Genomic DNA, 13062 nt, shown 5'->3' with positions numbered 1-13062 from the left:
GCGTGCAGGACGGCGGCCTACTCGCCGATCAGCGCGTCCACGAACGCCTCGGGCTCGAACGGTGCCAGGTCGTCGGCGCCCTCGCCGAGGCCGACCAGCTTGACCGGGACGCCCAGCTCGCGCTGGACGGCGATCACGATGCCGCCCTTGGCGGTGCCGTCGAGCTTGGTCAGCACGATGCCGGTGATGTCCACGACCTCGGCGAAGACCCGTGCCTGGACCAGGCCGTTCTGGCCGGTGGTGGCGTCGAGCACGAGCAGCACCTCGTCGACCGGGCCGTGCTTCTCGACCACCCGCTTGACCTTGCCCAGCTCGTCCATCAGGCCGGTCTTGGTGTGCAGCCGGCCGGCGGTGTCGATCAGGACGGTGTCGGCGCCCTCGGCGATGCCCTCCTTGACCGCGTCGAAGGCGATCGACGCCGGGTCGCCGCCCTCAGGGCCGCGCACTGTACGCGCGCCGACCCGCTCGCCCCAGGTCTGCAGCTGGTCGGCGGCGGCGGCGCGGAAGGTGTCGGCGGCGCCGAGCACGACGCTGCGGCCGTCGGCGACCAGCACCCGGGCCAGCTTGCCGGTGGTGGTGGTCTTGCCGGTGCCGTTGACGCCGACGACCAGGACGACCGCGGGGGACTCCTCGTGGCTCTCGGTGCGCAGGACCCGGTCGAGGCCGGGGTCGACCAGGGTCAGCAGCTCCTCGCGGAGCAGCGCGCGCAGCTCGGCCGGGGTCCTGGTACCGAGCACCCGCACCCGGGTGCGCAGCCGCTCGACCAGCTCCTGGGTCGGGGTGACGCCGACGTCGGCGGTGATGAGGATGTCCTCGATCTCCTCCCAGGTGTCGTCGTCGAGGCGCTCCCTGGACAGCAGCGTCAGCAGGCCCTTGCCCAGGGTGTTCTGCGAGCGGGAGAGCCGGGAGCGCAGCCGGATCAGCCGTCCGGCGGCCGGCTCGGGCTGCTCGATGACCGGCGCCGGCGGGACCTGCACCTCCTCCAGGGCCTCGGGCGCGGCGGTCGCCCCCGGCAGGGGGACCTCTTCGATGGTCCTGCGGGGTTCCTCCCGCGGGGCCTCGGCCTCATCCCCGACGTGCGGTTCCGCGGGGGGCGCGGTGATCTTCGGGGTGCTCGGCGGCGCGGTCGGCGGCAGCTGCTTCTTCTTACGGCGGCTGCCCACCACCAGTCCACCGGCCGCGAGGATCACGACCAGGGCGATGACTACGACAAGGATGACGATTTCCATAACCCACCCAGTATCCACGCTGCCCTATTGCCGCGGCTTCGCCTCTCCGGGCCGGCCCGGGGCGAAGCCGCGGCAAAGAGGCGGTCAGCCCATCTCTTCCAGGGTCTTGCCCTTCGTCTCCTTGACGAAGAACACCACGAAGGGGATGGAGAGCGCCGCGAAGCACGTGTAGATCACGTAGGTGCCCGACAGGTTCCAGTCCGCGAGGGTCGGGAAGCTGGCCGTGATCGCCCAGTTGGCGATCCACTGGGCCGAGGCGGCCACGCCGAGGGCGGCGGCGCGGATCTTGTTCGGGAACATCTCGCCGAGGAAGACCCACACCACGACGCCCCAGGACAGCGCGAAGAACAGCACGAAGGTGTGGGCGGCGACCAGCGCGACGGTGCCCTGTGTATTGGGCAGGGTGTCGCCGTGCTTGGAGGAGAAGGCCCACGCTTCGAGTGCAAGGGAGACGGCCATGCCGCAGGAGCCGATCAGGGCGAGCGGGCGGCGGCCGATCCGGTCCACGAAGACCATCGCGATCACCGTGCCGATGATGTTCACGATGGAGGTGGTGAAGGAGTAGAAGAACGAGCTGCTCGGGTTGATGCCGACGGACTGCCACAGCGTCGCGGAGTAGTAGAAGGCGACGTTGATGCCGACCAGTTGCTGGAAGACCGACAGGCCGATGCCGATCCAGACGATGGGCAGGAAGCCGAAGCGCCCGCCGAGCAGGTCGGAGAAGACCGACTTGTGCTCGCGGTGCATGGCGGTCTTGATCTCGGTGACGCGCGCGTCGAGGTCGACCTCCTTGCCCTCGACGTCGGCGAGCACCGCCTTGGCATCACTGTCGCGGCCGACCGAGAGCAGGAAGCGCGGCGACTCGGGGATGGTGAAGGACAGCAGCCCGTAGATCACCGCGGGGATGACCATCACGCCGAGCATCAGCTGCCAGGCCTCAAGTCCGATGATCTTCCCGCGCTGGTCACCGTTCGCGCCTTGCAGGATGCCGTAGTTCACCAGCTGCGACACCGCGATGCCGAGCACGATCGCGGCCTGCTGGAACGAGGCGAGCCGGCCGCGGATGGCGGGCGGCGAAACCTCGGCAATGTACGCCGGACCGATGACCGACGCCATACCGATGGCGAAGCCGCCGATGATCCGCCAGAAGGCCAGGTCCCACAGGGCGAAGGGCAGGGCCGAGCCGACCGCGCTGATGGTGAACATCACCGAGGCGATCTGCATGCAGCGGATACGGCCGATCCGGTCGGCGATCCGGCCCGCGGTGGCGGCGCCGATGGCGCAGCCGATCAGGGCGATGGCGATGACCTGCGCGAGGGTGCCGGAACCGATGTTGTACTTGTCGCGGATGGCTTCGACGGCGCCGTTGATGACGGAGCTGTCGTAGCCGAAGAGGAAGCCGCCCATGGCGGCTGCGGCGGTGATGAAGACGATGTGGCCGAGGTGGTCCGGCCGCGGCGCCTTCTCACTCATCCCGGAGGCTCGTGCGGTGCTGGTCAAGGTCAGATCTCCTCTTGCCCGGCGGTGAGCCCTCGGTAGAGGACTGGATCCTCAAGTCTTGGCCGACCCGGAGGTGGCCACCACTTGGAGTGGGCCGTCAGGCGGTGCGTTGCTTGCCGTTCCGCAGCCGCTGGCTGATCACCTTGGACACGCCGTCGCCCTGCATGGACACGCCGTACAGGGCGTCGGCGACCTCCATCGTCCGCTTCTGGTGCGTGATGACGATGAGCTGGGAGCTCTCCTGAAGCTCTTCCATGATCCGGATCAGTCGCTGCAGATTGGTGTCGTCCAGCGCGGCCTCGACCTCGTCCATCACATAGAACGGACTCGGCCGTGCCTTGAAGATCGACACCAGCATCGCCACTGCGGTCAGCGAGCGCTCACCGCCCGACAGGAGCGACAACCGCTTCACCTTCTTCCCAGGCGGCCGTGCCTCAACCTCGACACCTGTAGTGAGCATGTTGTCGGGGTCGGTGAGCAGCAGCCGCCCCTCGCCACCAGGGAAAAGACGGGAAAAGACACCCTCGAACTGGCGGGCGGTGTCGTGGAAGGCGGCGGTGAAGACCTGCTCGACCCGCTCGTCGACGTCCTTGATCACCTGGAGCAGATCGGCCCTGGTCCTGCGCAGGTCCTCCAGCTGCTCGGTGAGGAACTTGTGCCGCTCCTCCAAGGCCGCGAACTCCTCAAGGGCCAGCGGGTTGACCTTGCCGAGCTGCGCGTACGCCTTCTCCGCCGCCTTGAGCCGCTTCTCCTGCTCCGGGCGGACGTAGGGGCGCGGCATGTTGCGCGGGTCCTCCGGGTCCTCGGGCAGGATCTCCCCCTCGGCCGGCAGTGACGGCGGCACGAGCTGGTCCGGGCCGTACTCGGCGACCAGCCCGGCCGGCTCCATGCCGTGCTCCTCCAGCGCCCTGGACTCCAGCTGCTCGATCCGCAGCCGCTTCTCGGCGCCCAGCACCTCACCCTTGTGGACGTCGCCGGTGAGCCGGTCCAGTTCGCCCTTCAGCTCCCTGCCGCGGCGGCGCTCCTGGCCCAGCTCCGCCTCGCGCTCGGCCCTGGCCTGCTCGGCGGCGGCGCGTTCGGCCTCCGCCCGGGCCAGCGACACCTGGACACAGTCCAGCAGGCCGCGGGCGCCGTCGCACACTGCGGCGGCCACCGACGCCTCGTACGCGAGCCGGAGCCTGCGCCGCTCGGCCCGCACCCTGGTCTCGCGCTCGGCGCGGGCGGCCCGGTCCAGGCCGTCGGCTCGGCCCGCCAGCCCCTTGACGCGCTCCTCGTGGGTACGCAGCTGGAGCCGCGCCTCCATCTCGGTCTGCCGGGCGTTGGCGCCGTCCGCGGCGAGCCGGTCGCGTACCGAGGTGTCGGGCTCCTCCTCGCCCGGCTCCTCCTGGGCCTCGCTCAGCCGGTAGGACAGCTCCTCGAACTCCTCGCGGGCCGCGGCGAGCGACTCCTGGCTGCGGCCGACCGCAGTGGCGGCGCGGTCCGCCTCGCCGGCCGCGGCGCGGGCCTGGCCGCCGAACCTGCCCAGCTGCTGGGCGACCGACGACTTGGCCTTCTCCGCGGCCCTGCGACGCTGCCCCAGTTCGTCCACCGTGCCGGCCGCGGCCGAACGCCGCTCCCTGGCGCGCCGCTGGCGGTCCGCCAGCTCCGCGCACTGCTCTTCGAGGCGGGCCAGCTCGGCGGTCGCCTCGTCCACCTGGGCCTGCACCTCCAGCAGGCTGGGCGCCTTCGCGCTGCCGCCGACCGCGGTGTGCGCGGCCAGCACGTCGCCCTCCGCGGTCACCGCGGTCAGGTCCGGGTGCGCGGTCACGAGCGCCTCGGCGTCCTCCAGCGAGTCCACGACCACCACCGCCCGCAGCAGCAGCCCGACCGCGGCCGTCAGCTCGCCGCTCGCGCTCACCAGGTCCACGGCACGGCGCGCGCCGGCCGGGAGCGGCGCCGCGGCGGCGCGTACGTCCGGGTCGGGCGTTCCGCCGAGCAGGAGTGCCGCGCGTCCGGCGTCCTCCTTGCGCAGCAGGCGCAGGGCGTCGGCCGCCGCCGACAGTCCGCTGACGGCGACCGCGTCGGCGGAGGCGCCGAGGGCCGCGGCGACCGGGACCTCGTAGCCTGGGGCGACCCGCAGCAAGGTGGCGGCCGGGCCGAGCACCCCGGCGAGCGGACCGCCCGCCCCGTCGCCGCCGGCCAGCAGCGCGCCGCTGCCGTCCTTGCGGCGCAGCGCCGGGGCCAGCGCGTCACGGCGGGCGGCGACGGCCGCCCTGCGGCGCTCGGCGGCGGTCGCGGCCTCCCGGGCGGCGGTGAAGTCCTCGTCGGCGGCGGCCTGCTCGGCGCGGGCGGCCTCGAAGCGCGCCTCCAGCTCGGAGTCGTCGGCGTCGAGTCCCTCGACCTCGGCGCGCAGCTCCTCGTACTCGGCCTGGGCGGATTCCGCGCGGTCGCGGGCCTCGTCGCGAGCGGCGGTGAGCCGGCCGATCTCGGCCTCGGCGGAAGCGGTTTTGGAGCGGGCCGCGTTGACCTGGCCGCTGAGCCGGGCCAGGCCCTCGCGGCGGTCGGCGATGGCGCGGGCGGCGCTGCGCAGCCTGCCCTCCTCCTCGGCGAGCCGGTGCTCCAGCCGCGCCCGGTGGCCGACGGTGTCGTCCAGGGCGCGCTGCGCGGCGTCCAGAGCCTCCGTCAGCTCGGCCTCCTGCTCGCGGATGCGGGCGGCCTCGCGCTCCATGTCCTCGGGGTCGCGGCCGCGCCGCTCCTCCGCGGGCTGGCCCGTGGCGTGCCGGTGCCGCTGCTCGGCCAGGCCGATGGTGCCGCGGACCCGTTCGGTCAGCTGCGACAGCGCGTACCAGGTGGCCTGGGCCTCGTTGAGCCGCGGGGTCAGGGCGCGCACCTGCTCCTCAAGGCGGGCCTCGTGCCGGACGGCGTCGGCGAGCTCCGCCTCGACGGCGTCCTTGCGCTCCTTGAGCGCGGCCTCGTCCGCGACTTCGGCCCGCAGTGCGTCACGCAGGGTGACCAGGTCGTCGGCGAGCAGCCGCAGCCGGGCGTCCCGCAGGTCGGCCTGGATGACGGCGGCCCTGCGGGCGACCTGGGCCTGCCGGCCGAGCGGTTTGAGCTGGCGGCGCAGTTCGCCGGTGAGGTCGGTGACCCGGGCGAGGTTGGCCTGCATCGCGTCCAGCTTCCGCAGCGCCTTCTCCTTGCGCTTGCGGTGCTTGAGCACGCCGGCCGCCTCCTCGATGAAGGCGCGGCGTCCCATCGGGTCGGCGTGCAGCACCGAGTCCAGCTGGCCCTGGCCGACGATGACGTGCATCTCGCGGCCGATGCCGGAGTCGGAGAGCAGCTCCTGGATGTCCAGCAGCCGGCAGGTGTCGCCGTTGATCTGGTACTCGCTGCCGCCGTTGCGGAACATGATCCGCGTGATGGTGACCTCGGCGTACTCGATGGGCAGCACGCCGTCGCTGTTGTCGATGGTCAGCGACACCTCGGCGCGGCCCAGCGGGGGCCGCCCGGTGGTGCCGGCGAAGATGACGTCCTCCATCTTGCCGCCGCGCAGCGACTTGGCGCCCTGTTCGCCCATGACCCAGGACAGCGCGTCGACCACATTGGATTTGCCCGATCCGTTGGGGCCGACGACGCAGGTGATTCCGGGTTCGAAGCGCAGCGTCGTCGCCGAGGCGAAGGACTTGAAGCCGCGCAGCGTGAGGCTCTTGAGATGCACGCCCGCCGACTCTACTAGCCGCCTGCGGTTTCACCAGGGAATGTGCAGGGCACACCAGACGTAGGAGCGGCAAGGGGCCGGTCTGGAGGGGGAGGGCGCCACGACGAAGGGACGCCGAAGCGTCCCTTGCGGTTTCTGCGGTTCTGCGAAATCAGCCTGTGAGCTGCGGCACAGCCCAGGCGGCTTCCTGCACACGGGATCCGGCGACAGCGGCGGATCAGGCGAGTACGGGCTCCGCGTGAGCGATGTCGATGCTGAGCAGCGACTCTTCGTGCGACGCGACAGTCAGCGCGTCGTTCTGGGCCTGCATCCTGATCAGCTCGGATTCCAGGTCCTGAACACGCTGCTGCAGCCTTCGCATCTCGGCGAGGAGTCGCGGGTCGGGACCGCCGACGTAACCGAGAAGCGCCTTTGCCATGATAGATGGTCCTCCACGCTGAGTGACCGACCGAGAGCGGTTTGGGTCGTGGGTGAGGGGTACGCACCCGCGCGGGGTGGATGATGTGACCGCCGCTGAAACATTTCCTGGAGTCACGATGCGCGGGGCTTCCAGCGTCTCACCAAATAAGTGGACGGTCAACACGATCACAGCCCAGTCGTCGGGTCCGCCTCAGAAAACACGGCGCAAAAGGCGCCGCGGGCTGCCCGCGTGGCGTCGAGATCATTCTCGATGGGGGCAGCCTGACACGACATCCGTCGTATGGCAACCGGTCGTCCCCATCGAATCGTAAAAGCTCCGCCACCCGGGCGATCACCCGCCGCGACGGGCGCACGTTTCGTGCGCGGGTCAGCGGATCTCGAACCCGTCGTAGCCGCCGCGCGGCTCGGACCAGATCTCGGTGACCCCGTCGGCGCGGCCGGGCGTGTCGCCGTGCCGGAGCCAGTCGAGCAGTTGCTCGCACCGCTCGCGGGCGCCCTCGGCCACCACCTGCACCCGGCCGTCGCCGAGGTTGCCCGCGTAGCCGCGCAGGCCGCCGATCCCCAGCGCGGTGGCCCGGGTCCACCACCGGAAGCCGACGCCCTGCACCCGGCCGCGCACCCACGCGGTGAGCCGGACATTTTCGTTCATGCGGGCACGTTATCCGGTCCGCGGGGTACCCGTGAGGACCGGACCACCGCACCGGCGGGCGTGATTCGCTACAGTCGCCCCCCAGCAGGACTTCACCCGAACGGGTGAAGCACCGTGAAGCATTGAGGAGCGCACTCGATGGGCCGACACAGCCGCCAGGCGCAGCCGGCCGCGCCGCAGCCCGGCCCGCACGGGCATCGCGGGCGGCGCAAGCACCACCCGGTGCGCACCGGGCTGCTGGCCACGTCCGCCGTGATGGCGGTCGGCGCGGTCGCCGCGTCGTCCGGGCTGCTGTCCGGCGTCACCGGCGGGCTCGACCAGGACGGCGACGGCCGGGGCAGCGCCCAGGCCGACGGCCCCGCGGACCCGTCGCGGACCGGCAGCGACCAGCCCTCGCCGCAGGGCGGTACGACCACCGCGATACCCGGCTCGCCCGGCTCATCGGCGTCGGGCACGCCCTCGGCGTCCCCGGCGAAGCCCGCCGCGCCCACCGCCTCGGCCGCGCCGACCGCCACCCGGCCGCCCGCGAGCCCGACGGCGACGCCGACCCGTACCACCAGCGCGCCCACCACCCCGGTACGGACCACGCCGGCCGTCAAAAAGCCCGCCGCGAGCCCGAGCAGCGACACGCTTTCCGCCGCCCGGGCGGCGATCCTGTCGCTGGTGAACGACGAGCGGGCCACCGCAGGCTGCAAGCCGCTCACCGCCAGTTCCCCGCTGGACGGGCTGGCCCAGGCGTTCAGCGACGACATGGCGGCCCGCGGCTTCTTCGACCACACCGACCCCGACGGCCACACCCCCTGGGACCGGGCCAAGGCCCGCGGCATCGGCAACCTGGGCGGCGAGAACATAGCCCGCGGCCAGGCCACCGCCCAGGCGGTGATGACCGCCTGGATGAACAGCCCCGGCCACCGGGCGAACATCCTCAACTGCGACTACACGACCCTCGGCGTCGGCATCCACTTCGGCAGCGGCGGCCCGTGGTGGACCCAGGACTTCGGCTTCTGATGCGCTGACCAAAGGAAAGCGCAACCCGCTGGGCAGCACCGCGGCCGGTACCCTGGGGTCATGGCCGAGACGATCGAGCAGGGCGCGGGGGTGCGCGGCGAAGCCGGGGACGGCGCGGCCTTCGACGTCTTCGCGCGGGACTGCCCGTCACGCTTCACCCTGGCGCACGTCACCGGGCGCTGGGGCAGCCTCACACTGGGGGCGCTGCGCGAGGACACGCTGCGGTTCAACGAACTGCGGCGCCGGGTCGACGGGGTCAGCGAGAAGATGCTCTCCCAGACGCTGCACGCGCTGGAACGCGACGGGCTGGTCGTCAGGGATGCCCGGCCGACGAATCCGCCGCACGTCGAATACCGCCTCACCCCGCTCGGCGCGCAGACCGCGGACCGCCTGCTCGCCCTGATCGAGCTGGTCGAGGAGCGGATGCCGGACGTGCTCGCCGCCCAGCGGGCCTATGACGAGGCGCGCGGCGCGGGCTGGCAGCGCGGGCAGAAGTAGCTCGACCTGTTCATCCACGCCCGGCGGCGGATCGGCGTGCCGCAGCGGCGGCAGGGCCGGTCCTCCCGGCCGTACGCGTCCAGCGAGCGGTCGAAATAGCCGGACTCGCCGTTCACGTTGACGTACATGCTGTCGAAGCTGGTGCCGCCGGCGGCCAGCGCGTCGCCCATCACCTCGCGGATGTGCAGGATCAGCTCCGCGGTCAGGGGGCGGGTCAGGCCGGCGGTCGGGCGCTCGTAGTGCAGCTTGGTACGCCACAGCGCCTCGTCGGCGTAGATGTTGCCGACCCCGCTGACCAGGCTCTGGTCGAGCAGCGCCCGCTTGATGGTGGTGCGCTTGCGGCGCAGGGCCGCGTGGAAGGCGTCCTCGTCGAATGCCGGGTCCAGCGGGTCGCGCGCGATGTGGGTGAGCGGCTGCGGCAGGCTCTCGGGGTCGCCGGGGACGGTGTCCTGGAGCGACAGCCCGCCGAAGGTGCGCTGGTCCACGAACCGCAGGTCCGTGCCGTCGCCGTCGGCGAAGGTGAAGCGGACCCGCAGGTGGGTTTCGTACGGTGCCGAGGCGGGGCGGACCAGGAACTGGCCGCTCATGCCGAGGTGGGCGAGCAGGGCTGCCTCCTGCGTGACCGGCAGCCACAGGTATTTGCCCCTGCGGTGGGGCGTGCCGAGCTTCTGGCCGGTCAGGCGGACGGTGAAATCCTCGGCCCCGGCCATGTGGCGCCTGACGGCGCGGGGGTGCAGGACGCTCACCGACGCGACGGTGCGGCCCGCCGCCCAGCGGTCGAGACCGCGGCGCACGACTTCCACTTCTGGGAGTTCGGGCATGCCAATCCCTTCCAGGGGGGTGCGGGTGTCTGTGCGGCGCCCCTGCCGCGGAGGGTGACCGGCCGGGCGGTTCCCCTGCCGGGGGGTGCCCCGCCAGGGGGCGGCGAGCTGCGCGGCCGGCCCACCCCACCGCCGTCGTGCGACGGGCCGCCGCTGCCCCAGGGGCGCGGGCCCTGCGCGGTCAGCCCACCGACCGCGTGCGGGTCGTCACCGGACCGGAGGGGCGGATCGGTTCGATCCGGACCACCGGCCGGTAGTGGGCTGCTCGCGCAGTTCCCCGCACCCCTGGTGCGGCACCCCCCTGCCGGAGGGGGACCGCCGGAACGCGCGCGCCCCCCGGAGGGGTCAGCTCGCGGCGGCGGAGGTCTTGCGGATGGAGCGCCAGGCGGCCTCAGCCGCCTGCTGCTCCGCTTCCTTCTTGCTGCGGCCGGTGCCGGTGCCGTACTCGACACCACCGACGCGGGCGGCAGCCGTGAAGGTCTTCTCGTGATCGGGGCCCGACTCGGAGACGACGTACTCCGGTACACCCAGGCTCTCGCTCGCGGTGAGCTCCTGGAGGCTGGTCTTCCAGTCCAGGCCGGCACCGAGGTTGGAGGACTCCTCGATGAGCGGGTCGAAGAGCCGGTGGACCAGCTCGGACGCCGCGTCGAGACCCTGGTCGAGATAGACGGCACCGATCACCGCTTCGAGGGTGTCCGCGAGGATCGAGGCCTTGTCCCGCCCGCCGGTGCCCTCTTCGCCGCGGCCCAGGCTGATGAACGCGCCGAGGTCGAGGCCCCGGCTGACGCCCGCGAGGGCTCGCGAGTTGACCACCGCGGCCCGCAGCTTGGCCAGTTGGCCCTCGGGCAGGTCGGGGTGGGTGCGGTAAAGGGTGTCGGTGACCACCAGGCCGAGCACGGAGTCCCCGAGGAATTCCAGCCGCTCGTTGGTGGGCAGCCCGCCGTTCTCGTACGCGTACGAGCGGTGGGTGAGCGCACGCACCAGAAGGGCGGGCTCAAGGTGATACCCGAGCCGCCCTTCCAGAAGCGTGTGGGACGAGGCTGTTTCCGTCGCGGCGTCCGTCGCGGCCTGCTTCGGCGCTGAGGCGTCTGACATGAAGCCTGTCACCTGCCGATCAGACGTCGATTACCTGACGGCGGTTGTACGTGCCGCAGCTGGGGCACGCGATGTGCTGCAGCTTCGGCTCGTGGCAGCGCTCGCACGCCACCAGGCTCACGGGCGCAGCCTTCCACTGCGAACGGCGGTGGCGCGTGTTGCTGCGCGACATCTTCCGCTTGGGAACAGCCACGGCTACTTCTCCTGATCGTCGTCGGAGCCGTTTCCGGCACCGTTCTGCTGGGTCTTCGGATCCACGGTGAGATCCTGCAGGGCCGCCCACCGGATGTCGGTGACCGCGTGGTGGTGGTCCGGGTCGTCGGCGAGCCGAGCTCCACAGGTGGAGCACAGGCCCGCGCAGTCGTCCTGGCACACCGGCTGCATCGGCAGTGCGAGCACCACCGCGTCTCGCAGCACCGGTTCGAGGTCGAAGAGATCGTCCTCGAGTTCGAACGCGTCCTCGTCCTCGGCGTCGTCACCGGCTTCGTCCCTGCGGGCGGTCCGGGTGTCGGCGTCGGGGTAGGAGAACATCTCCTGGAAGTCCGCGTCCAGCTCGCGCTCGACGGGCTCCAGACACCTTACGCACTCCCCCGTGACCGGCGCATGGGCGGTGCCGGTGACCAGCACACCCTCCATGACCGACTCCAGGCGGAGGTCCAGCTCGACGGTGGCGCCCTTGGGCACCCCGATGACATCGATGATGCCGAGGTCGTCGGGGGCCGGCACCGAGCGGGAGACCTTCCTCATCGCGCCCGGACGCCTGCCCAGCTCGTGTGTGTCGAACACGAGCGGGTTGCGGTGGTCAAGGCGGGTGTTCAGGGCTCCTGCTTTCCTCGGTTCACGGCCTGCGCGTCCCTTGCGGGCGGGCAGGCAGAAGCGCCGGCGATTCACACGGCTGGAAGTGACAGGATACTGGACGCGCCGCCCCCGCCCAAACGGACCAGTACGGGGGCCGGCGGCGCGGACCGGTCAGCGGCCCTGCTCCAGCTCCCGCAGCCGGTTGAGGTCGATCATCCCGGTGTCGAAGAAGCTGGTCTCGTCCAGCGCGGCGGCCGGCTGCGCGTACTGCTGTCCCTGCTGCTGCCCCTGCTGCTGGTACGGGAGCTGCGGCGGGTACTGCTGCTGGTCGTAGCCGGGCTGCTGCTCGTAGCCCTGCTGCCGGCCGTAGTCGTAGCCGGCGTCCTGGCCGTAGCCCGGCTGCGGGGCGTACGGGTCCGCGTAGCCGGCCTGCTGGGCGTACTCCTGCTGCTGGTAGCCGTCGCCGGACTCCTGGCCGTAGCCCTGCTGCTGGTACGTCTCCTGCTGCTGGTAGCCGTAGCCGGGGTCCTGCCGGGGCTCGCCGACGGCCGGCTGCGGGTCGTAGCCGTACTGCGCCAGGTCGGCCTGCTCGGGCGCGGGGGCCGCGAGGCCCGCCAGGTAGTCGGCGTCGGACTGGCGGTGGATCTGCTGCAGGTCGCCGTCGGTGCCGTCCGCGGCGGCGATCTGCGCGGCCAGGTCGTCGATCGGGTTGTGCCCGGTGAGCTTGAGCCGGCCGCGGCCGACCGCCTCCAGGGTCTTGGTAAGCACCGCCTCGAAGGCGCCGAGCTTGGTGTCGACGTAGTCGTCGGCGCGGCGGCGCAGCGTCTCGGGGTCGGCGCTGCGCTCGGGGGCGTCCGGGTCGTCCTCGGCCGGGAAGCCCTGCTCGTCGAAGTCGGGGTGGCGGCCGAGCAGCTTCTCGCGGCCGCGGTCGACCGAGCCGATGGTCTTGGTGAGGACCACCTCGAAGTTGGCGAGCTTGCTGTCGACGTAGTCGTCGGCCTCGGCGCGGATCTCGTCGGCCTCGCGGCGGGCCTCGGCGACGATCCGGTCGGCCTCGTCCTTGGACTGCCGGGCGATGTTCGTGTCGGAGACCAGCGAGCCGCGTTCGGCGTGCGCCGACTCGATGATCCGCTGGGCCTCGGCCCTGGCCTGTTCGACCATCTGCTCGCGGTCGCCGAGCAGACCCTCGGCCTGGGCGAGGGAGTCGGGCAGCGCGGCGGACACCTCGTCGAGCATGGCAAGCAGCTCGGCCCGGTTCACCACGCAGGAGGCCGACATCGGCATCGACCGGGCGTTCGTCAGCGCGGCCGCGATCTCATCGAGCTTCTTCTGGACGTCCACGTCCAAGAC

At 72.0% G+C, this 13062-nt stretch carries 12 protein-coding genes; 2 read left to right on the top strand and 10 right to left on the bottom strand.

All coding sequences use genetic code 11. The features are described 5' to 3' along the window. Nucleotides 1–17: 17 nt before the first annotated feature. From ftsY to V7E46_RS05745, 5 genes are all read right to left on the bottom strand, one after another. The gene (ftsY, locus tag V7E46_RS05765; protein ID WP_333767386.1) at nucleotides 18–1229 is read right to left on the bottom strand and encodes a signal recognition particle-docking protein FtsY; all 1212 of its coding nucleotides are present in this window, start codon (nucleotides 1227–1229) and stop codon (nucleotides 18–20) included. 84 nt (nucleotides 1230–1313) lie between these two features. Next, the gene (locus V7E46_RS05760; RefSeq protein WP_333767405.1) at nucleotides 1314–2702 is read right to left on the bottom strand and encodes a sugar porter family MFS transporter; all 1389 of its coding nucleotides are present in this window, start codon (nucleotides 2700–2702) and stop codon (nucleotides 1314–1316) included. A 124-nt stretch (nucleotides 2703–2826) separates the two neighbouring features. Next, on the bottom strand, nucleotides 2827–6423 hold the full coding sequence (smc, locus tag V7E46_RS05755; RefSeq protein WP_333767385.1) for a chromosome segregation protein SMC: 3597 nt from the start codon (nucleotides 6421–6423) through the stop codon (nucleotides 2827–2829). 217 nt (nucleotides 6424–6640) lie between these two features. Next, nucleotides 6641–6841, bottom strand: coding sequence for a hypothetical protein (locus V7E46_RS05750; RefSeq protein ID WP_329174245.1), 201 nt, complete (start codon nucleotides 6839–6841; stop codon nucleotides 6641–6643). A 369-nt stretch (nucleotides 6842–7210) separates the two neighbouring features. Next, on the bottom strand, nucleotides 7211–7492 hold the full coding sequence (locus tag V7E46_RS05745) for an acylphosphatase (protein WP_333767384.1): 282 nt from the start codon (nucleotides 7490–7492) through the stop codon (nucleotides 7211–7213). A gap of 138 nt (nucleotides 7493–7630) precedes the next feature. Here V7E46_RS05745 and V7E46_RS05740 point away from each other — a divergent pair, with 138 nt between their 5' ends. Beyond that, on the top strand, nucleotides 7631–8500 hold the full coding sequence (locus V7E46_RS05740; protein WP_333767383.1) for a CAP domain-containing protein: 870 nt from the start codon (nucleotides 7631–7633) through the stop codon (nucleotides 8498–8500). A 60-nt stretch (nucleotides 8501–8560) separates the two neighbouring features. Further along, the gene (locus tag V7E46_RS05735; RefSeq protein WP_333767382.1) at nucleotides 8561–8998 is read left to right on the top strand and encodes a winged helix-turn-helix transcriptional regulator; all 438 of its coding nucleotides are present in this window, start codon (nucleotides 8561–8563) and stop codon (nucleotides 8996–8998) included. Here V7E46_RS05735 and mutM read toward each other — a convergent pair. The 5 genes from mutM to V7E46_RS05710 all read right to left on the bottom strand — a co-directional run bounded on the left by mutM (nucleotide 8953) and on the right by V7E46_RS05710 (nucleotide 13053). Next, nucleotides 8953–9819, bottom strand: coding sequence for a bifunctional DNA-formamidopyrimidine glycosylase/DNA-(apurinic or apyrimidinic site) lyase (gene mutM, locus V7E46_RS05730; protein WP_333767381.1), 867 nt, complete (start codon nucleotides 9817–9819; stop codon nucleotides 8953–8955). The two genes, V7E46_RS05735 and mutM, sit on opposite strands and share 46 nt — an antisense overlap. Before the next feature lie 345 nt (nucleotides 9820–10164). After that, nucleotides 10165–10914: a ribonuclease III gene (gene rnc, locus V7E46_RS05725; protein ID WP_329174251.1), complete on the bottom strand. Its 750-nt coding sequence runs from the start codon at nucleotides 10912–10914 to the stop codon at nucleotides 10165–10167. Between the two features lie 19 nt (nucleotides 10915–10933). Further along, nucleotides 10934–11107, bottom strand: coding sequence for a 50S ribosomal protein L32 (gene rpmF, locus V7E46_RS05720; protein WP_188281855.1), 174 nt, complete (start codon nucleotides 11105–11107; stop codon nucleotides 10934–10936). 2 nt (nucleotides 11108–11109) lie between these two features. Further along, the gene (locus V7E46_RS05715; protein WP_329182346.1) at nucleotides 11110–11733 is read right to left on the bottom strand and encodes a YceD family protein; all 624 of its coding nucleotides are present in this window, start codon (nucleotides 11731–11733) and stop codon (nucleotides 11110–11112) included. A 150-nt stretch (nucleotides 11734–11883) separates the two neighbouring features. After that, nucleotides 11884–13053 (bottom strand): ATP synthase F0 subunit B, encoded by a 1170-nt coding sequence (locus V7E46_RS05710; RefSeq protein ID WP_333767380.1) that lies wholly within the window; start codon nucleotides 13051–13053, stop codon nucleotides 11884–11886. Nucleotides 13054–13062: the final 9 nt, after the last annotated feature.

Origin of the sequence: Streptomyces sp. IBSBF 2435, assembly GCF_036815005.1 — a bacterium.
Lineage (GTDB): Bacteria > Actinomycetota > Actinomycetes > Streptomycetales > Streptomycetaceae > Actinacidiphila.
Note: the sequence above shows the minus strand (reverse complement) of the source record. Positions and strands in the feature narration are given on the sequence as shown.